Genomic DNA, 20,013 nt, shown 5'->3' on the forward strand with positions numbered 1-20,013 from the left:
CCCACCCCCGCCCCCCCCTGGGGGCGCCGCCGCTCCCCGCCCCCGCCCCTCTGTCATGTCGTCTACGGTGTTCAGCCCGCCAGGCAGGACGGGCCGAGCAGCACCTTCAGGTCACCGAAGAGCGCCGGGTCCGGCTTCACGCGGTGCCGGTCCAGCCGGAGGACCGTCGTCTTGCTCGGCCCCTGGAGGCGGATGCGGACCTCGCTCTCGCCCTTGTGGTGGCTGAGGATCTCTCCGAGCCTGCTGACCATCGGCGGGGTGACCTTGAGCGCCGGGATGGTGAGGATCACGGGGGCGTTGGTGCCCGCGTTGGACAGGTCCGGGACCTGGAGCTCCATCGCGACCAGCCGGGGCACGTCCTCGCGCTTGTCGAGGCGGCCCTTGACGAACACCACGGCGTCCTCGACGAGTTGCGTCGACACCAGCTGGTAGGTCGCAGGGAAGAACATGCACTCGATGGAACCGGCGAGGTCCTCGACGGTGGCGATCGCCCAAGCGTTGCCCTGCTTGGTCATCTTGCGCTGGAGGCCCGAGATGATGCCGCCGATGGTCACCACCGCGCCGTCCGCGTGCTCACCGCCGGTGAGCTGGGCGATGCCCGCGTCGGCCTTGTCGGAGAGCACGTGCTCCAGGCCGAAGAGCGGGTGGTCGGAGACGTAGAGGCCGAGCATCTCCCGCTCCTGGGCGAGCAGATACGTCTTCTCCCACTCCTCGGTCGTGAACTCCACGTCCAGTCCGAAGCCGGGCTCGCTGCTGTCCTCCTCGCCCATCCCGCCGAACAGGTCGAACTGCCCCTCGGCCTCCTTGCGCTTCACCGCGACCACGTTGTCGATCATGGTGTCGAAGTGCGCGGTGAGGCCCTTGCGGGTGTGCCCGAGGGAGTCGAAGGCGCCCGCCTTGATCAGCGACTCCGTGGTCCGCTTGTTGCAGGCGACCGCCTCGACCTTGTCGAGGTAGTCGGGGAAGGAGGCGTACTTCCCCTTGGCCTTGCGGCTGCGGATGATCGACTCCACCACGTTGGTGCCGACGTTGCGCACCGCCTCCAGGCCGAAGAGGATCACGTCGTCGCCCTGGGCGGCGAAGTTGTGCACCGACTCGTTGACGTCCGGCGGCAGCACCTTGATGCCCATGCGCCGGCACTCGTTGAGGTAGACGGCCGACTTGTCCTTGTCGTCCTTGACCGAGGTGAGCAGCCCGGCCATGTACTCGGCAGGGTGGTTCGCCTTGAGGTAGGCGGTCCAGTACGAGACCAGGCCGTACGCGGCGGAGTGCGCCTTGTTGAAGGCGTAGCCGGCGAACGGGACCAGTACGTCCCACAGAGCCTGGATGGCCTCGTCGCTGTAGCCGTTCTTCCGGGCGCCCTGCTGGAAGAGGACGAAGTTCTTGGCCAGCTCGTCGGGCTTCTTCTTGCCCATCACGCGGCGCAGGATGTCGGCCTCGCCGAGCGAGTACCCGGCGATGATCTGGGCGGCCTTCTGCACCTGCTCCTGGTAGACGATCAGGCCGTAGGTGACCGCGAGGACCTCTTCGAGGGGCTCCTCCAGCTCCTTGTGGATCGGGGTGATCTCCTGGAGCTTGTTCTTGCGCAGCGCGTAGTTGGTGTGCGAGTCCATGCCCATCGGGCCGGGACGGTAGAGCGCCGAGACGGCGGAGATGTCCTCGAAGTTGTCGGGCTTCATCAGGCGCAGCAGCGAGCGCATGGGGCCGCCGTCGAACTGGAAGACGCCCAGGGTCTCACCGCGCTGGAGGAGTTCGAAGGTCTTGGGGTCGTCGAGCGGCAGGGCCAGCAGGTCGAGGTCGATGCCCTTGTTGGACTTCACCATCTTGACGGCGTCGTCCATGATCGTGAGGTTGCGCAGGCCGAGGAAGTCCATCTTCAGCAGGCCGAGCGACTCGCACTGCGGGTAGTCCCACTGCGTGATGGTCACGCCGTCGGTGTGCCGCACCCAGATCGGGGCGTGGTCGACGATCGGCTCGCTGGACATGATCACGCCGGCCGCGTGCACACCCATCTGCCGGACCAGGCCCTCGACGCCCTTGGCGGTGTCGATGACCTTCTTGACGTCCGGTTCGTTCTCGTACATCGCCCGGATCTCGCCGGCCTCGCTGTAGCGCGGGTGCGAGGGGTCGGTGATGCCGTTGAGGTCGATGCCCTTGCCGAGGACGTCGGCGGGCATCGCCTTGGTGAGCCGGTCGCCCATCGCGTACGGGTAGCCCAGCACGCGCGCGGAGTCCTTGATCGCGTTCTTGGCCTTGATCTTGCCGTAGGTGCCGATCATGGCGACCTTGTCGGCGCCGTACTTCTCCGTCACGTACCGGATCACCTCGACGCGCCGGCGCTCGTCGAAGTCGATGTCGACATCGGGCATGGAGATGCGCTCGGGGTTGAGGAACCGCTCGAAGATCAGGCCGTGCGGGATGGGGTCGAGGTCGGTGATGCCCATGGCGTAGGCGACGATCGAGCCGGCCGCGGAGCCCCGGCCCGGGCCGACCGCGATGCCCTGGCTCTTGGCCCACATGATGAAGTCGGCGACCACCAGGAAGTAGCCCGGGAAGCCCATCGAGATGATGGTGTCCATCTCGTACTCGACCTGCTTCATACGGTCGTCCGGGATGCCGTCCGGGAAGCGGCGGTGCATACCGCGCATGGTCTCCTCGCGGAACCAGGTGACCTCGGTGTAGCCCTCGGGGATGTCGAACTTCGGCATGAGGTTCTTCGCCTCGAACATGCCGGTGGTGTCGACCATCTCGGCCACCAGGAGGGTGTTGGCGCAGCCCTCCTGCCAGGCGTCCGAGGAGTCGACGGCGTACATCTCGTCCGTGGACTTCAGGTAGTAGCCGGTGCCGTCGAACTTGAAGCGGTCCGGGTCGGAGAGGTTCTTGCCGGTCTGGATGCACAGCAGGGCGTCGTGGGCGGTCGCCTCGTGCGCGTACGTGTAGTGCGAGTCGTTGGTGACCAGCGGGGGGATGCCGAGCTTCTTGCCGATCTCCAGGAGGCCGTCGCGGACCCGGTGCTCGATCTCGATGCCGTGGTCCATCAGCTCCAGGAAGTAGCGGTCCTTGCCGAAGATGTCCTGGTAGTCGGCGGCCGCCTTCAGGGCCTCGTCGTACTGGCCGAGGCGCAGCCGGGTCTGGAGCTCGCCTGAGGGGCAGCCGGTGGAGGCCACGATCCCCTCGGACCACTGGGAGATCGTCTCCTTGTCCATCCGGGGCCACTTCTGCAGCCAGCCCTCGGCGTACGCGTCGGAGGAGAGCCGGAAGAGGTTGTGCAGGCCCGTCTTGTTCACGGCCCACATCGTCTTGTGGGTGTAACCACCCGAACCGGAGACGTCGTCCCGCTTCTGGTGCGGCTGGCCCCACTGGATCTTGCGCTTGTTGCGCCGGGACTCGGGGGCGACGTACGCCTCGATCCCGATGATCGGGGTGACCCCGGCCTTCTGGGCGGTGTGGAAGAAGTCGTAGGCGCCGTGGAGGTTGCCGTGGTCGGACATGGCGATATGGGTCATGCCCATCTCGTTGCACGCGTTGAACATGTCCTTGAGCCGCGCGGCACCGTCCAGCAGGGAGTACTGGGTGTGGACGTGCAGGTGCGTGAACGGCGGCTTTGACACGGCGTGGCCTCCATGGAAAACACTCGGCGACAGGCGGGCGGACAGTTCCGGGGACAGCGTCGAAGTCTATGCCTCGGCACTGACACTCAGGGGGTCGCCCCGCGTACCTTCACAACGAGGGCCGCGGGCACTTTCCCCCGGACCCGCCCGTTGGACCAGACGACAGAAACGCTGTCGTACGCATGCACCAGGAGGCACCCCGCGATGTCGGTACCGCAGCTCAATGACGAGCACCGCGGCGAGGAGATCCTCGCCGTCTTCGACACCGCCTTCGGCGAGCTCCTGGCCGCCGACCCGGCCGCGTTCCGCGTGAAGTTCCGCAAGATGGCGGCCTCCGCGTTCGCGTTCTACCGGGGCACGGCCTGCCTCTTCTACCACGACCTGGACGCCGAAAAAAGGGGCGGCCCGTACCTGGACGAGCGCACCTCGCGCGTGTGGATCCACGGCGACCTGCACGCGGAGAACTTCGGCACGTACATGGACTCCAACGGCCGCCTGATCTTCAACGTCAACGACTTCGACGAGGCGTACGTCGGCCCCTTCACCTGGGACCTCAAGCGCTTCGCCGCCTCGATCGCCCTCATCGGGTACGCGAAGGCGCTCGCCGACGAGCAGATCACCGAGCTGGTGCAGGTGTACGCGGGCGCGTACCGCGAGCGGATCCACGCCCTGGCCACCGGCGCCAAGAGCGACGAGGTGCCGCCCTTCACCCTGGACACCGCCGAGGGCCCGCTCCTGGACGCGCTGCGCGACGCCCGCTCCCTGACCCGCTTCGGGCTCCTGGAGTCGATGACGGAGATCCGCGACTTCGAGCGCCGCTTCGCGGGCGGCGGCGGTTCCATCGAGTTGGACGCGGCGACCCGCTACAAGGTGCTCGCGGCCTTCGACGGCTATCTGGAGACCCTCCCGGAGACCTCCCTGGCCCGCCCGGACTCCTACCGCGTCAAGGACGTCGTGGGCCGCCGGGGCATCGGCATCGGCTCGGCCGGGCTGCCGTCGTACAACATCCTCCTGGAGGGCCACAGCGACGCCCTGGAGAACGACGTCGTGATCTACATCAAGCAGGCCCAGACCCCGGCCGTCTCCCGGCACATCACCGACCCGGCGATCCGCGACTACTTCCAGCACGAGGGCCACCGCACGGTGATCTCCCAGCGCGCCCTCCAGCAGCACGCCGACCCGTGGCTGGGCTGGACCGAGCTGGGCGGCGCGGGCCAGCTGGTCGCCGAGATCTCGCCGTACGCCGTGGATCTCGACTGGAGCGACATCGACGACCCGGAGGAGATCGCGGCGGTCGTCGCCGACCTCGGCCGGGCCACGGCCACCATGCACGCGGCGGCGGACGACACCTCGGGCGAGTCCCTGGTGCCGTTCTCCACGGAGCGGGCCATCGACGCCGCGATCGCGGCCGACGAGGAGGGCTTCGCGGGCGTCCTGGTCGACTTCGCGCACGACTACGGCACACGCGCGCGTACCGACCACCAGATCTTCGTGGACCTGTTCCGCAACGGCCGGATTCCCGGTCTGTGACCTCTGGATAACGACGGCCCGTTCACAGCCATCCTTTAGGGGTCTCTTACAGGCCCCCATGACACACTCTCCACGCTATGGACATATCCGGGACCCAGCTACGAGCGCTCCGCGCGGCGCTGTTCACGGCCCTCGTCGTGACGCTCAGCACCGCGTCGCACGTGCTGCTGTCCCGAGCCCCCCTGCCGTTGAACACGGTGGCGGCCGTCGCCGTCGCCGTGTTCGCCCTGGCCTTCGCGCTGGCCGGGCGTGAGCGCGGCTTCGGGCGGATCGCCGCCGTGCTGATCCCGCTGGAGCTGGCCGCCGACACCGTCTTCACCACCGGCCAGCACGTCTGCTACGGCGCCGCGGGCGGCCCGGTCGCGGGCCCGCTGCGCTCGGTCGGCTGGGACGTCTTCTGCGGCGACGGCACCAGCGTCGGCTCGCCGCTGGCCCGGGTGACGGGCACCGACACCGACCGGCTCGGCGGACTGCTCGCCCACGCCGACCCGCAGACCGCCTGGCTGCTGCTGGCCGCGCATGTCTGCGTCGGCCTCCTCGCGGCCGCCTGGCTGCGCCGCAGCGAGCGGGCCCTGGCCCAGCTGCTGCGGGCCGTGGCCACCACCACCTTCCGCCCGCTGCTGCTCGCGGTCGCCGCGATGACCGTACGTCCGACGCCGGGGGCGGCCCGTCCGCCGCGCACCCGTCGCCGTACGGCCGTCGCCTTCGACGAGATCCTCGTGCACTCCCTGGGACGGCGTGGACCGCCGTGCTCGGCCGCTTCCGCCTGAGCACTGCCGGTCCCACCCCACGTATCCCCGCACACGACGTGTGCGCGTCCCCTGATGGAGAACACCACCATGAGCAAGCGGAACAGCCAGGCCGCGAAGACCGCCGCCCGCGAGCGGCTGCGCCAGGAGCGCGAGCGCCAGGCCAAGCGCGACAAGGTCAAGCGGCAGGCGATCGTCATCGCCTCGATCGTCGGCGTGCTGGCGATAGCCGGCGGTATCAGCTACGCGGTCGTCCAGGGCAACAAGCCCAGCTACTGGGAAGAGGCCAAGAACGACAAGCTCGTCAAGCCGGCCAACACCACGGGCACCAATGGCACGACCGTCGTCATCGGCAAGAGCACCGCCAAGAAGACCCTCGTCATGTACGAGGACCCGCGCTGCCCGATCTGCGCCCAGTTCGAGCAGACCGTCGGCTCGACCGTCGACAAGGACGTCGAGGACGGCAAGTTCAAGATCCAGTACGTCGGCGCCAGCTTCCTCGACGGCAACCTCGGCGGCGAGGGCTCCAAGAACGGCCTGAGCGCGCTCGGCGCGGCGCTGAACGTCAGCGGCGAGGCCTTCCTGGAGTACAAGACCGCGATGTACTCGACGAAGTGGCACCCCGAGGAGTCCGACGACAAGTTCAAGGACGACGACTACCTCATCAAGATCGCGCAGACCGTCCCGGCGCTGAAGGACAACAAGACCTTCCAGAACGCCGTGAAGAACGGCACCTACGACAAGTGGGCGCTGGACATGTCCGCGAAGTTCGACAAGAGCGGCGTGACGGGCACCCCGACCCTGAAGATGGACGGCAAGACGCTCACCGGCTCCGACGGGCAGAACGCGCCGATGACGGTCGCCGACTTCACCACGGCGATCGACGCGGCCCTGAAGGCCTGACCTCAACAGGGCTTCTACAGCCTTAAGTCAAAGAGCGGGCGAACTTTCACGAGTTCGCCCACTCCCGTTCATACCGATCAGTAACCTGATCGGCCGTGACCAGTCGATACAGATCAGCCGAGAGCAACTCCCTGACTCCGCGCCGCCGTACGGTCGTCAAGGCCGCCGCGGCCACGGCGGTTCTGGCCGCCCCGCTCGCCGCCGCGCTGCCCGCGCGTGCCGCCGAGGCCCCCGCCTTCCTGCACGGCATCGCCTCCGGCGACCCGCTCCCGGACGGCGTCCTGCTGTGGACCCGGGTGACCCCGACCGCCGAGGCGACCCCCGGCTCCGGGCTCGGCCCGGACACCGAGGTCGCCTGGACCATAGCCACCGACAAGGCGTTCACGAACGTCGTCGCCAAGGGCTCCGTCACCGCGACCGCCGCCTCCGACCACACCGTCAAGGCGGACGTCCGCGGCCTCGCGCCCGCCACCGACTACTGGTTCCGCTTCTCCGCCGGCGGCACCGACTCCCCGGCGGCGCGCACCCGCACCGCGCCGGCGGCGGACGACGCCGTCACGAACCTCCGCTTCGGCGTGGTCTCCTGCGCCAACTGGGAGGCCGGCTACTTCTCGTCGTACCGCCATCTCGCGGCCCGCGGCGACCTGGATGCCTGGCTGCACCTGGGCGACTACATCTACGAGTACGGCACCGGCGAGTACGGCACCCGCGACACCGTCGTACGGCAGCACGCGCCGACCCACGAGATCCTCACCCTGGCCGACTACCGCACCCGGCACGGCAAGTACAAGACCGACCCGGACCTCCAGGCGCTGCACGCGGTGGCGCCGGTCGTCGCGATCTGGGACGACCACGAGTTCGCCAACGACGCCTGGTCCGGCGGCGCCGAGAACCACACCGAGGGCGCGGAGGGCACCTGGACGGCCCGTCAGGCGGCCGCCCGGCAGGCGTACTTCGAGTGGATGCCGGTGCGCCCGGCGATAGCCGGAACCACCTACCGGCGGCTCCGTTTCGGCAAGCTCGCCGACCTCTCCCTGCTCGACCTGCGCTCCTTCCGCTCCCAGCAGGTCGCCGTCGGCAACGGCTCGGTCGACGACCCGGACCGTACGATCACCGGGCGGGCCCAGCTCGACTGGCTGAAGGCCGGCCTGAAGTCGAGTGACACGACCTGGCGGCTGGTCGGCAACTCCGTGATGATCTCGCCGTTCGCGATCGGCTCGCTCTCCGCCGATCTGCTCAAGCCGCTCGCCGAGCTGCTCGGCCTGCCGAAGGAGGGCCTCGCCCTCAACCCCGACCAGTGGGACGGCTACACCGACGACCGGCGCGAACTACTGGCCCACCTGCGCTCGAACGCGATCCGCAACACCGTCTTCCTGACCGGCGACATCCACATGGCGTGGGCCAACGACGTGCCGGTGGACGCCGGCACCTATCCGCTGTCGGCCTCGGCCGCCACGGAGTTCGTCGTCACCTCGGTCACCTCCGACAACCTCGACGACCTCCTCAAGGTCCCCGAGGGCACGGTCACCGCGCTCGCCGCGCCGGTGATCCAGCTCGCCAACCGGCACGTCCACTGGGTCGACACCGACCGGCACGGCTACGGCGTGCTGGACATCACCGCCGACCGGGCGCAGATGGACTACTACGTCCTGTCCGACAAGACCAAGGCGAACGCGACCTCCTCCTGGGCGCGTTCGTACCGCACCCGGACCGGCACGCAGAAGGTCGAGCGGACGTACAGCCCCGTCTAAAGCTTTCTAGAGGGTTTCCAGGAAGCCGAGCGCCACCCGCCAGGTGGCCTCGGCGGCCTCCTCGTCGTAGTCCGGCAGGCCGGGGTCGGTGTAGAGGTGACCGGCCCCGGCGTACCGGTAGATCTCCACGTCGGCCCCGGTGCGGCCCATCTGGAGGTACCAGGCGCTCAGCCAGTCGTCGGTCTCGAAGGGGTCCGGCTCGGCGACGTGCAGCTGCACCGACAGCCCGTCCGTGCTCGCGCTCGCGGCGATGTCGGAGGTGCCGTGCAGGAGCAGCAGACCGCGGGCCCTCTCGTCGCCGAGGGCGAGGGTCTGCGCGATCGAGGCGCCGAGCGAGAAACCGGCGTAGACGAGTCCGCGCTCGGAGTAGGGCGCGGCGGCCAGGACGGCGCGCCTGAGCAGTTCGTCCTTGCCGAGGGACTCGTTGAAGGCCATGCCCTCCTCGACCGTCTCGAACGTGTTCCCCTCGAAGAGGTCCGGCGTCCACACCTCGTGCCCGGCGTCCCGCAGCCGGTCGGCGGCCTGCCGGACGGCGGGCCTGAGGCCGAAGGTCGAGTGGAAAAGCATGATGTTCATGAGGGCCATCGTGCCAGTACGGTCGTAGGCATGGAGAACGTACTGCGCCCCTTGATCGTCATCGGTGGGTCGGTCGTCCTCACGCTGGTGATCGGCTGGGCGACCGACCTGCTGCTGCGCAAAGCGGACCAACGGCACCGCGAGACCCCGCTCTGGGGACTGCTGCGCCGTGGCCGCATCCCCTATCAACTCGTGCTCTGCGCGGCCATGCTCAGGGGCTCCTACGACCAGGCACGGCTGTTGCAGCGGCACAGCGCCGGCATCGGCCAGACCCTGACGCTGGTCCTGATCGGGGCGACCGCCTGGCTGGTGATCCGGATCGCGGCCGCGATCGTGGAGACGACGTACACCCGCTACGCGCGCGCCCACCACGACGCCGCCCGGGTCCGCCGGGTGCGCACCCAGGTCACGCTGATCACGCGAGTGGTCGCGGCGGTCGTCGGCGTGGTCGCGGTGGCCGCGATGCTGCTCACCTTCCCGGCGATGCGCGCGGCCGGCGCCTCGCTGCTGGCCTCGGCCGGCATCCTCGGCATCGTCGCCGGTGTGGCCGCCCAGTCGACGCTGAGCAACATGTTCGCGGGCCTGCAGATCGCCTTCGGCGACATGGTGCGCATCGGCGACACGGTCGTGGTGGACGGCGAGTGGGGCACCGTCGAGGAGATCACCCTGACCTTCCTGACGGTCCGCACCTGGGACGAGCGCCGGATCACCATGCCGGTGTCGTACTTCACCTCGAAGCCGTTCGAGAACTGGTCCCGCGGCACCCCGCAGATGACCGGCATCGTCTACTTCCACGTCGACCACACGGCCCCCGTGGAGCTGATGCGCGAGCGGCTGCGGGACATCCTGCGCGAATGCCCCGCCTGGGACGGCCGCGACTACGGCCTCGCCGTCACCGACACCACCCCGAACACCATGCAGGTCCGCGCCCTGGTGACCGCCAAGGACGCCGACGACATCTGGACGGTACGGGTCACGGTCCGCGAACAGATGATCGACTGGCTGACGAACCACCACCCGTACGCGTTGCCGAGGGTGAACACGGCGGACGCGACATTGGCCCCGGGGTTCCGGCACCTGGACGGCAACGCCCGCGACGGCGACCGCCGAGCCCACGAACCCCCGCGAACGGGCCGCGGCTAGACGGTCCGTCGTGGCGCCGGTTGACTGCACCCACCCAGGGGCGCGGGGCTGTATCGATTTGCGGCTCCGCCGCGTGGGCGCGAGCAACCACGACGGACCCGCACCCGCCCACCGACCGGTCAACGCCCCCGCTCCGCCCCACCATTCACCTGCACGATCTGCGACGTCACATGCCCCGCCCCCGCAGACGCCAGCCAATGAATCGTCGCGGCAACATCCCCCGGCGTCCCCGCCCGCCCATTCAACGTGTCCCCGATGAGCCTCTCCCGCCGAGCGGGATCAATGGCCGCCCCGAAGAACTCCGTCTCCTCGATGTACCCCGGCGCCACCACATTCGAAGTGACCCCCCGAGGCCCCAACTCCCGCGCCAGATCATGCGCGTACGGATGCAACCCGGCCTTGGCCGCCCCGTACGCCCCGTTCCCGGACCCCCGGTACGCCGCGATGGAGCTGACGAACAACACCCGCCCACCCGGAGAGGCGAGCCGCGACTTCAGCCCCTCGGTCAACAAGACAGCCGTCAGCAGATTGAGCCGGAAGTTCAAGCCCCACGAATGCGCGACGGCCTCCAGCGGATCGTCCGTCGACACGGCCGGCTCCAACTGCCCGGTCCCACCCGCACTGTGGACCAACACATCCACGGTCCCGAACTCCCGCTCCACGAACGACACGACCCCGCGCACGGACGCGACATCGGAGAGATCCGCCGCATACGTCAGCGCCCCCGGCACCCCGGCCTTCTCCAACACCTCCGCGCGCCGCCCGAGCAGCAGCACCCGGTCCCCACCGGAGGCAAACACCCGCGCCGCCGCGAGCCCAATTCCCGTACCGCCACCGCTGATCACTACATTGCGAGCCATAACTGCACACTACAAGAGCCCTGTTGAACCACTCGTTCCACTCATCGCAGGCTACGAACGTCAAGATGCCGCAACACCCGGTCCACGATCTCGGGGTCGGCGCCCGGCTCACTGCGCGCCGCCAGCACCTCGTGCCGCGCCGCGCTCAGCATCTCGCCCTGGATCCGCCGCACCCGCTTGAGCCGCCGCCGGGCCTCGCGCCGCTCGTCGTCCCCCATCTCCGGGGAGATCCGCACACCGATCTCGAAGGCCCGCCGCAGCATCTGCTCCGACAGCTCCTCGGGGAGTTCCTCGACGGCCTCGATCTCCCGCAGCCTGCTGCGCGCCGCCTTGGCCGCCCGTACGGCCAGCGTCTTCTCGTACTCCTTCTCCCGCTCGGTGTCGGCCCGTACCCCCAGCCGTTTCACCAGCCACGGCAGGGTCAGCCCCTGCAGCACCAGGGTCGCCATGATCACGCCGAACGCGATGAAGACGATCTCGTCCCGGTCGGGAAAGGCCGCTCCGGAGTCGGTCTCCAGCGGAATGGCGAGCGCCAGCGCCACGGACGCCACGCCCCGCATCCCGGACCACCACATGACGACGGTCTCCCGCCAGCCCATCGGGATCTCCTCGTCGACGTCCCGCTTGGCGTGCAGACGCTTGGTGAGCCAGGTCGCCGGCAGCAGCCACAACAGCCGTACGACGACGACCACGCCCACGATCGCCGCGGCCCAGCCGAGCATCTCGCCCCACCGCCCGGACGCCGTGCGGATCGCGTTGTGCAGTTCGAGCCCGATCAGCCCGAAGGCCACCCCGGTGACGAGGGTGTCGACGATGTCCCAGAAGGTGTGCCCGGCGAGCCGGGTCATGACGTCGTCGGCGTCGGTGGCGTACTCGGCGAGGAACAGCGCGGTGGTCAGCACCGCCAGCACCCCGGAGCCGTGCAGCTCCTCGGCGAGCACATAGGAGGCGAACGGCACCAGCAGGGTCAGCCCGATCTGCAGGGTGGCGTCCCCCAGCAGGTCCATCAGCCTGTTGGCGCCCCAGCCGAGCACCAGTCCCACGGCGACGGCGACGACCGCGGAGAGCACCAGCTCCAGCAGGGCCTCCCCGGGCGTGAACGATCCGCTGACGGCGGCCGCGATCGCCACGTGGTACAGCACGATCGCGGTGACGTCGTTGAAGAGCCCCTCGCCCTCCAGGATCGACACCAGCCGGCGCGGCAGCCCGAGTTGCCCGGCGACGGCGGTCGCGGCGACCGGATCCGGCGGTGCGACGAGCGCGCCCAGCGCGACGGCGGCGGCGATCGGCAGCCCCGGCACGATCGTGTGCGCGACGGCGGCCACGCACAGGGTGGTCACGAAGACGAGCGCGACGGCGAGCAGGAAGATCGGCCTTCGGTTGGCCGCGAACTGCCGCCAGGAGGTGCGCCGTACGGCCGCGTAGAGCAACGGCGGCAACAGCAGCGGCAGGATGTACTCCGGCGGGATGTCGACGTTCGGCACGAAGTCGGCCACCGCCAGCACGATCCCGAGCAGGGTCATGAGCACCGGCGCCGGCAGCCCGAACCGCTCCCCGACCGGCACACTCACCACGGCCCCGACCAACAGCACGAACAACAGGGCCAACTGATCCACGGTCAGTACTCCGGGCGGGTCGACGAACCAACGGTCCCTTCAGTCTGCCCGTTCCGTCCCCTGCGTCCCAAAAACGCGAGCGACTACAGCGAACGTCTCATCCCCTGGTGCGGGATCCCCGCCTCCAGGTACTCCGGCCCGTACGCCTCGTATCCCAGCCGCTCGTAGAAGGCGAGCGCGTGCGTCTGCGCGTGCAGGTCCACCACCGCCAGTCCCCGCGCGCGTGCCGCGTCCTCGATGGCCCGCACCAGGGCGACCCCGACCCCGAGCCCGCGCGCCTCCCTGACGACGGCGAGCCGCCCGAGCGACCCCACCGACAGGTCACCGCCGGTCTTCGCAGCCGCCTGCTCGCCGTACAGCAGCCGCCCGGCCCCGATCGCCTCCCCGTCGGCCCGGACCGCCAGCACATGCACGGCCACGGCGTCGTACGCGTCGTACTCCAGGTCCTCCGGCACCCCCTGCTCGCCGACGAAGACCTCCTTGCGTACGGCGAAACAGGCCTCCAGGTCGTCGGAGCCCTCGGCGACGCGCGCGACGTACGCGGGCGCGGTCATCCGTAGGTCTCCTCGCGCACCAGGTCCAGCGCCTGCTGCAGGTCCTCGGGGTAGTCGCTGGCGAACTCCGCCCACTCCCCGTCCCCGGGGTGCTCGAAGCCCAGCCGCACCGCGTGCAGCCACTGCCGGGTCAGCCGGAGCCGCTTGGCGAGGGTGGGGTCGGCGCCGTAGGTCAGGTCGCCGACACAGGGGTGGCGGTGGGCCGCCATGTGGACGCGGATCTGGTGGGTGCGCCCGGTCTCCAGCTTCACATCCAGCAGGGAGGCCGCGCGGAACGCCTCGATGAGGTCGTAGTGCGTCACCGATGGCTTGCCCTCGGCGGTGACCGCCCACTTGTAGTCGTGCTGGGGATGGCGGCCGATGGGCGCGTCGATGGTGCCGCTGGTCGGGTCCGGGTGGCCCTGCACCAGCGTGTGGTACCGCTTGTCGACGGTCCGCTCCTTGAACTGCCGCTTGAGCGAGGTGTACGCCCGCTCGGACTTGGCGACGACCATCAGCCCGGAGGTGCCCACGTCGAGCCGGTGCACGATGCCCTGGCGCTCGGCGGCACCGGAGGTCGAGATGCGGTACCCGGCGGCGGCGAGCCCGCCGATCACGGTGGTCCCGGTCCAGCCCGGCGAGGGGTGCGCGGCCACGCCGACCGGCTTGACGATCACGACCACGTCGTCGTCGTCATGGACGATCTCCATGCCCTCGACCGGCTCGGCGACGATCTGCACGGGCGCGGGCGCCTGCGGCATCTCGACCTCCAGCCAGGCCCCGCCGTGCACCCGCTCGGACTTCCCGACCACCGATCCGTCGACCGTGACCTTCCCCGCGGCGGCGAGCTCGGCCGCCTTGGTCCGGGAGAAGCCGAACATGCGGGAGATGGCGGCGTCGACGCGCTCGCCCTCCAGGCCGTCGGGCACGGGCAGGTTACGGATCTCGGGAATCGTGCTCACCCGTCGAGTATGCCGGACAGCCCGGACCGCCCCGACCGGGCCTGTGGAAAACCCGAGAACCGGCGCTCAGCCCTGGAGGCTCAGTCCTTGTGGACGGTGCCGTCCGGGTCGAGCCCCTTGAAGGACAGCAGCACGATCAGGATGCCGCCGCACACGATCGCCGAGTCGGCGAGGTTGAAGACGGCGAAGTGCTTGGGCGCGATGAAGTCGACGACCGCGCCCTCGAACACGCCGGGCGAGCGGAAGAGCCGGTCGGTGAGGTTGCCGAGCGCGCCGCCGAGCAGCAGTCCGAGCGCGATCGCCCAGGGCAGGCTGTAGAGCTTGCGGGCGAGCCGGGCGATGACCACGATCACGGCGGCCGCGATCACCGTGAAGATCACGGTGAAGGCCTCGCCGAACCCGAAGGCCGCGCCCGCGTTGCGGATCGCCTCCAGCTTCAGCCAGTCCCCGATCAGCTCGATCGGCTCGTGGTGCTCCAGCTTGGCGACCACGATCATCTTGCTGATCAGGTCGAGGGCGTACGCGACGGCCGCGACCGCGAAGAGCACCGCGATGCGCCGCCTGCCCCTGGTGGGCGCGGTCTCGTGCTGCTCCGGGTCGGCCCCCGACGCCTCTGGGGTGTCCGGCGTACCGATGATGCGCTCCGCCTCTGCCACGTGAGTCCCTCAACCTAGGTACCTGACTGAGGACGAGAGTACGGCACACCCGCCGGCACCCGGAGACCCGTCAGTACCTGCGTTCCTGCTTCTGCTTGCACTCCACGCACAGGGTCGCGCGCGGGAAGGCCTGCATGCGCGCCTTGCCGATGGCGTTGCCGCAGTTCTCACAGAGACCGTAGGTGCCGGCGTCGAGACGTTCGAGGGCGCGTTCGGCCTGTTCGAGCATCTCGCGCGCGTTGGCCGCGAGGGCCATCTCGTGCTCGCGTGTGATGTTCTTCGTGCCCGTGTCGGCCTCGTCGTCGCCGGCGCCGCCGCCGGAGTCCCGCATCAGGCCCGCCAGGGCCGCCTGGGACGCGTCGATCTCGGCGCCCAGCCGCAGCACCTCGGCCGTCAGCTCGGTACGCGCCTCGACGACCTCCTCGGGGGTCCAGGGGTCCTCACCGGGGCGTACGGCGAGTTCGCCGGGCTCCACCGCGGCGAGCCGCGCCTTGGGTACGGGGCTCTTCGCCGCCGTGGCCGTGCCAGGAGTCTTCTTCGCAACCACCGTCGTGGCTCCCGTCTGCTTCGCGGTCTTCGCCGCGCCCGCCTTCTTGGCCGTGCTCTTCCCGGCCGCCCTCTTCGAGGGTGTGCTCTTGCCGGAGGTGCCCTGTCCGACGCTCCCCGCGGGGGTGCCGGCCTCCGTGGCGACCGTCTCCTCGACCGCGGAACCGCCCACGGCCGCCTCTCCCACCGCGAAGGCCCCCGCGACCGTCCCCCCGGTCCCACGGGCCTTCGCGGCCGTCCCCTTCGCCGTACCGGCCTCGGCAGCCGGCTTCCGAACCGCCGCCTTCTTCCCGGCCGCCGCCTTCTTCCCGGCCGCCGCCTTCTTCCCGGCCGCCGCGTTCTTCACCGCGCCGCCCTTGGCAGGCGTCCCGGTGTCCGCCCGGGTCTTCGCGACCGCCCGCTTCGCAGCGGCCTTCTTCACCACGCCCTTCTTCACCGCGGTCCTCGTCTCGGCCGTCTTCTTCGCCCCCGTGGCCTCCTCGGCGGCGCTCTCCGACGTCCGCGTCTTCCCACCGGCCCCCACGCCGGCCGCCGGTCTCTCGCCGCTCTCCTCGTCGCCCGCCCGCCGACCGGAAGCCGTTCTCGCGACGCCCGTCTTCCGCGCCGCGGCCGTCTTCTTCGCGGCCGGCGCCCCCTGCGCGCTCTTCTTCCCGCCCACGTCCTTGGCCGCGCCGCCGGAGGCCGAGGCATGGCCGGACCTGCTCGACGCCGACTTCTGTGCGGCGGTCTTCTTCGCCACCATGCCGCGGCCCCTTCACATATTGTGATCTTGCTCGCGAATCGTGCTGGGACGATAAATCGACTTGAGTCCCGCGGCAACGGGGCACGCCGCCCGATCCGCCCGCCCCGCGGGTGCCGGGCGGGAAGCATGCATGCGTTGTGCCCAGCTCCCCGCCGGGTAATCCGCCGGACCGTGCGTCCCAGAATCCGAACAGACGTACCGCTCCATTCGGGTCACCCCGGGCCCTACGACTTCCCCCGCGCCCGCCCCGGGAAAACCGGTCGGCCGATGTCCCCGGCGCGCCGTACACTGGGCGCAGCGAGAAGCGTGGATGGGGACGAGTAGCGGCGTACGCAGCCCAGAGCGACCCGGGGACGGTGGAAGCCCGGGGGCGAGCGCGACGCGAAGATCACCCCGGAGCCGCCGGAAGAACGCCCGCAGAGGGCCAGTAGAACCGGCATCGCGACCCCAATGAGGGGGCTCACCGGCGCACACCAGCCGTCGGCGGGCCAAGGAGGGTGGTACCGCGGGAGCGCACCGAAACCGGCGCGAAGACTCTCGTCCCTCCGGACGGAAGGCAGCAAGTCCGCCGGAGGAAGCCCGCTGATGACATCGCCGACGTACCGCCAGGTGCCCGCCCAGGTCGACCTGCCCGCGCTGGAGCACGCCGTGCTCGACCTCTGGCGCGATCAGAAGATCTTCGCCAAGACCCTGGAGCAGTCCGAGGGCCGCCCCGAGTGGGTGTTCTACGAGGGCCCGCCCACCGCCAACGGCATGCCCGGCGCCCACCACATCGAGGCCCGCGTCTTCAAGGACGTCTTCCCCCGCTTCCGCACCATGCGCGGCTACCACGTGGCCCGCAAGGCCGGCTGGGACTGCCACGGCCTCCCGGTGGAGCTCGCCGTCGAGAAGGAACTCGGCTTCTCCGGCAAGCAGGACATCGAGGCGTACGGCATCGCCGAGTTCAACGCCAAGTGCCGCGAGTCGGTGACCCGCCACACCGACGCCTTCGAGGCGCTCACGACCCGCATGGGCTACTGGACCGACCTCCAGGACCCGTACCGCACGATGGACCCGGAGTACATCGAGTCGGTCTGGTGGTCGCTGAAGACGATCTTCGACAAGGGTCTGCTGGTCCAGGACCACCGCGTCGCCCCCTGGTGTCCGCGCTGCGGCACCGGCCTCTCCGACCACGAGCTGGCGCAGGGCTACGAGACGGTCGTCGACCCGTCCGTGTACGTCCGTTTCCCGCTCACCTCCGGTCCGCTCGCCGGTGCGGCCGCGCTCCTGGTGTGGACGACCACGCCGTGGACGCTGGTGTCCAACACCGCGGTCGCCGCCCACCCCGAGGTCACCTACGTGGTCGCCACGGACGGCACGGAGAAGCTCGTCGTCGCCGAGCCGCTCGTCGCCAAGGCGCTCGGCGAGGGCTGGGAGACCACCGGCCAGTCCTTCACCGGCGCCGAAATGGAGCGCTGGACCTATCAACGTCCGTTCGAGCTCGTGGAGTTCCCGGAAGCGGCGCATTTCGTCGTCAACGCGGAGTACGTGACGACCGAGGACGGTACGGGCCTGGTCCACCAGTCCCCCGCCTTCGGTGAGGACGACCTCAAGGTCTGCCGCGCCTACGGCCTGCCCGTGGTGAACCCGGTCCGCCCGGACGGCACCTTCGAGGAGGACGTCCCCCTGGTAGGCGGCGTCTTCTTCAAGAAGGCGGACGAAAAGCTCACCGAGGACCTCCAGCAGCGCGGCCTCCTCTTCAAGCACATCCCGTACGAGCACAGCTACCCGCACTGCTGGCGCTGCCACACCGCGCTCCTCTACTACGCGCAGCCCTCCTGGTACATCCGCACCACCGCCATCAAGGACCGCCTCCTCCAGGAGAACGAGAACACCAACTGGTTCCCGGAGACGGTCAAGCACGGCCGGTACGGCGACTGGCTGAACAACAACATCGACTGGGCGCTGTCCCGCAACCGCTACTGGGGCACCCCGCTGCCGATCTGGCGCTGCGAGGACGACCACCTCACGGTCGTCGGCTCCCGCGCGCAGCTCACCGAGCTGACCGGCACGGACCACTCCGGCCTCGACCCGCACCGCCCGTACATCGACGCGGTCACCTTCGCCTGCCCCGAGTGCCAGAAGACGGCCACGCGCGTGCCGGAGGTCATCGACGCCTGGTACGACTCGGGTTCGATGCCGTTCGCGCAGTGGGGCTACCCGTACAAGAACAAGGACCTCTTCGAGTCCCGCTACCCGGCCCAGTTCATCAGCGAGGCCATCGACCAGACCCGCGGCTGGTTCTACACGATGATGGCCGTCGGCACCCTGGTCTTCGACCAGTCGTCGTACGAGAACGTCGTGTGCCTCGGCCACATCCTCGCCGAGGACGGCCGCAAGATGTCCAAGCACCTGGGCAACACCCTGGACCCGATCCCGCTGATGGACCGTCACGGCGCGGACGCGGTGCGCTGGTTCATGGCGGCCGGCGGCTCCCCGTGGGCGGCCCGCCGGGTCGGCCACGGCACCATCCAGGAGGTCGTCCGCAAGACGCTCCTCACGTACTGGAACACGGTCGCCTTCCAGGCCCTGTACGCCCGTACTTCGAACTGGGCGCCCAGCGCGGCGGACCCGGCCCCGGCCGACCGCCCGCTCCTGGACCGCTGGCTGCTGTCCGAACTCCACGCGCTGACCGACCAGGTGACGCAGTCCCTGGAGGCCTACGACACCCAGCGCGCCGGCAAGCTGCTCTCGGCGTTCGTCGACGACCTGTCCAACTGGTACGTCCGCCGCTCCCGTCGCCGCTTCTGGCAGGGCGACAAGGCGGCGCTGCGCACCCTGCACGAGGTCGTCGAGACGGTCACCAAGCTGATGGCCCCGCTGACCCCGTTCATCACCGAGCGGGTCTGGCAGGACCTGGTCGTCCCGGTGACCCCGGGCGCCCCGGAGTCGGTGCACCTGGCGTCCTGGCCGGAGGCGGACCTCACCGCCATCGACCCGGAGCTGTCGAAGCAGATGGTCCTGGTCCGCCGGCTCGTCGAGCTGGGCCGCGCCACGCGCGCGGAGTCGGGCGTCAAGACCCGCCAGCCGCTGAGCCGTGCGCTCGTCGCGGCCACCGGCTTCGCCGCCCTCTCCCCCGAACTGCACACGCAGATCACGGAAGAGCTGAACGTCGAGTCGCTCGCCTCGCTGAGCGAGGTCGGCGGCAGCCTGGTCGACACCACCGCGAAGGCCAACTTCCGTGCCCTGGGCAAGCGGTTCGGCAAGCGCGTCCAGGACGTGGCCAAGGCCGTCGCGAACGCCGACGCGGCCGCGCTCTCCCTGGCGCTGCGCGAGGGCACGGCGTCGGTGGAGGTCGACGGCGAGACGGTCGCCCTGGCCCCGGATGAGGTGATCATCACAGAGACCCCGCGCGAGGGCTGGTCGGTGGCCTCGGACTCCGGTGCCACGGTCGCCCTGGACCTGGAGATCACGGAGGACCTCCGCCGGGCGGGCCTCGCCCGTGACGCCATCCGTCTGATCCAGGAGGCCCGCAAGAACAGCGGCCTCGACGTGGCCGACCGCATCGCGCTCCGCTGGACCTCCACGGACCCGGCGGTGATCGCGGCCCTGACCGAGCACAGCGCCCTGATCGCCGACGAGGTCCTGGCGACCGACTTCGCCCAGAGCGAGGCGGACGACTCCTACGGCGACCCGTTCACGGACGAGGGCCTGTCCCTGACGTTCCGTCTGCGCAAGGCGTAAGCCGGAGCACGAAGGCCCGGTCCCTCGGCGGACCGGGCCTTCTTCATGTCCACGGCATCGAACTCGTCGTCGACCAGCGCACCGGCCGCGTGATCTACGCACAGGTCGGCCC

At 70.0% G+C, this 20,013-nt stretch carries 14 protein-coding genes; 6 read left to right on the forward strand and 8 right to left on the reverse strand.

The window, feature by feature from the left end; translation table 11 throughout:
* Window positions 1-71: 71 nt before the first annotated feature.
* Window positions 72-3,611 (reverse strand): DNA polymerase III subunit alpha, encoded by a 3,540-nt coding sequence (gene dnaE, locus ABZ896_RS44845; RefSeq protein ID WP_360942401.1) that lies wholly within the window; start codon window positions 3,609-3,611, stop codon window positions 72-74.
* A 204-nt stretch (window positions 3,612-3,815) separates the two neighbouring features.
* Here dnaE and ABZ896_RS44850 point away from each other — a divergent pair, with 204 nt between their 5' ends.
* From ABZ896_RS44850 to ABZ896_RS44865, 4 genes are all read left to right on the forward strand, one after another.
* On the forward strand, window positions 3,816-5,141 hold the full coding sequence (locus ABZ896_RS44850; protein ID WP_360942404.1) for a DUF2252 domain-containing protein: 1,326 nt from the start codon (window positions 3,816-3,818) through the stop codon (window positions 5,139-5,141).
* Window positions 5,142-5,218: 77 nt separating this feature from the next.
* Window positions 5,219-5,911 (forward strand): hypothetical protein, encoded by a 693-nt coding sequence (locus ABZ896_RS44855; RefSeq protein ID WP_360942407.1) that lies wholly within the window; start codon window positions 5,219-5,221, stop codon window positions 5,909-5,911.
* A gap of 69 nt (window positions 5,912-5,980) precedes the next feature.
* Complete coding sequence (locus tag ABZ896_RS44860; RefSeq protein ID WP_360942410.1) at window positions 5,981-6,793, forward strand: thioredoxin domain-containing protein; 813 nt, start codon at window positions 5,981-5,983, stop codon at window positions 6,791-6,793.
* Window positions 6,794-6,888: 95 nt separating this feature from the next.
* Window positions 6,889-8,544 (forward strand): alkaline phosphatase D family protein, encoded by a 1,656-nt coding sequence (locus ABZ896_RS44865; protein WP_360942413.1) that lies wholly within the window; start codon window positions 6,889-6,891, stop codon window positions 8,542-8,544.
* A gap of 6 nt (window positions 8,545-8,550) precedes the next feature.
* On the opposite strand, the gene ABZ896_RS44870 is transcribed toward ABZ896_RS44865, so the two are convergent.
* Complete coding sequence (locus ABZ896_RS44870) at window positions 8,551-9,120, reverse strand: dienelactone hydrolase family protein (RefSeq protein WP_360942416.1); 570 nt, start codon at window positions 9,118-9,120, stop codon at window positions 8,551-8,553.
* Window positions 9,121-9,150: 30 nt separating this feature from the next.
* On the opposite strand from ABZ896_RS44870, the gene ABZ896_RS44875 reads away from it, so the two are divergent.
* The gene (locus ABZ896_RS44875; protein WP_360942419.1) at window positions 9,151-10,263 is read left to right on the forward strand and encodes a mechanosensitive ion channel domain-containing protein; all 1,113 of its coding nucleotides are present in this window, start codon (window positions 9,151-9,153) and stop codon (window positions 10,261-10,263) included.
* 119 nt (window positions 10,264-10,382) lie between these two features.
* Here the strand turns inward: ABZ896_RS44875 and ABZ896_RS44880 are convergent, their stop codons facing one another.
* The 6 genes from ABZ896_RS44880 to ABZ896_RS44905 all read right to left on the reverse strand — a co-directional run bounded on the left by ABZ896_RS44880 (window position 10,383) and on the right by ABZ896_RS44905 (window position 16,178).
* Window positions 10,383-11,123 carry an SDR family oxidoreductase gene (locus ABZ896_RS44880; RefSeq protein WP_360942423.1) on the reverse strand — a complete coding sequence of 247 codons (741 nt, stop codon included), beginning with the start codon at window positions 11,121-11,123 and terminating at the stop codon, window positions 10,383-10,385.
* Between the two features lie 41 nt (window positions 11,124-11,164).
* Complete coding sequence (locus ABZ896_RS44885; RefSeq protein WP_360942426.1) at window positions 11,165-12,739, reverse strand: Na+/H+ antiporter; 1,575 nt, start codon at window positions 12,737-12,739, stop codon at window positions 11,165-11,167.
* Between the two features lie 83 nt (window positions 12,740-12,822).
* On the reverse strand, window positions 12,823-13,293 hold the full coding sequence (locus ABZ896_RS44890) for a GNAT family N-acetyltransferase (RefSeq protein WP_360942429.1): 471 nt from the start codon (window positions 13,291-13,293) through the stop codon (window positions 12,823-12,825).
* The gene (locus tag ABZ896_RS44895) at window positions 13,290-14,234 is read right to left on the reverse strand and encodes an RluA family pseudouridine synthase (protein ID WP_360942432.1); all 945 of its coding nucleotides are present in this window, start codon (window positions 14,232-14,234) and stop codon (window positions 13,290-13,292) included. Before ABZ896_RS44895 ends, ABZ896_RS44890 begins: the two co-directional genes overlap by 4 nt.
* A gap of 80 nt (window positions 14,235-14,314) precedes the next feature.
* Window positions 14,315-14,890 carry a signal peptidase II gene (gene lspA, locus ABZ896_RS44900; protein ID WP_360942435.1) on the reverse strand — a complete coding sequence of 192 codons (576 nt, stop codon included), beginning with the start codon at window positions 14,888-14,890 and terminating at the stop codon, window positions 14,315-14,317.
* Window positions 14,891-14,960: 70 nt separating this feature from the next.
* Window positions 14,961-16,178: a TraR/DksA family transcriptional regulator gene (locus ABZ896_RS44905; protein WP_360942438.1), complete on the reverse strand. Its 1,218-nt coding sequence runs from the start codon at window positions 16,176-16,178 to the stop codon at window positions 14,961-14,963.
* Window positions 16,179-16,763: 585 nt separating this feature from the next.
* On the opposite strand from ABZ896_RS44905, the gene ileS reads away from it, so the two are divergent.
* Entirely contained in the window at window positions 16,764-19,901 is a 3,138-nt protein-coding gene (gene ileS, locus ABZ896_RS44910) for an isoleucine--tRNA ligase (RefSeq protein WP_360942446.1), read from the forward strand.
* Window positions 19,902-20,013: the final 112 nt, after the last annotated feature.

Origin of the sequence: Streptomyces sp. NPDC047072, assembly GCF_040643855.1 — a bacterium.
Classification (GTDB): Bacteria; Actinomycetota; Actinomycetes; order Streptomycetales; family Streptomycetaceae; genus Streptomyces.